1 pseudogene is annotated in these 235 nt (G+C 39.1%); it reads left to right on the top strand.

Annotated features, from left to right (window positions below):
* Positions 1-235: pseudogene (locus AAEZ03_RS28910) on the top strand (glycosyltransferase family protein); the annotation flags it as partial.

Below are 235 nucleotides of genomic sequence, written 5' to 3'. Positions count from 1 at the left end.
AGATACGACAATGGCTGGCAGACATACCTGCTGTACCAAAAGCTGTAAAAAAGACGCGCATATTAGTAGCAGGACATGACCTCAAATTCTTTACTTTATTACAGAGTAAACTAGAAGCCTCAGGACAGTTCGAGTTTTTGATTGATCAGTGGCAAGGTCATGATAAGCACAATGAATCACAAAGCCATGTATTACTACAACAAGCTGATATCGTTTTTTGTGAATGGTGTTTAGG

It is taken from the genome of Pseudomonas sp. HY2-MNA-CIBAN-0224, from assembly GCF_040310285.1.
In the GTDB taxonomy this organism is placed as follows: Bacteria; Pseudomonadota; Gammaproteobacteria; order Pseudomonadales; family Pseudomonadaceae; genus Aquipseudomonas; species Aquipseudomonas helleri.
The sequence above is the reverse complement of the archived record's forward strand: the minus strand, read 5'-3'. Positions and strand labels throughout refer to the sequence as shown.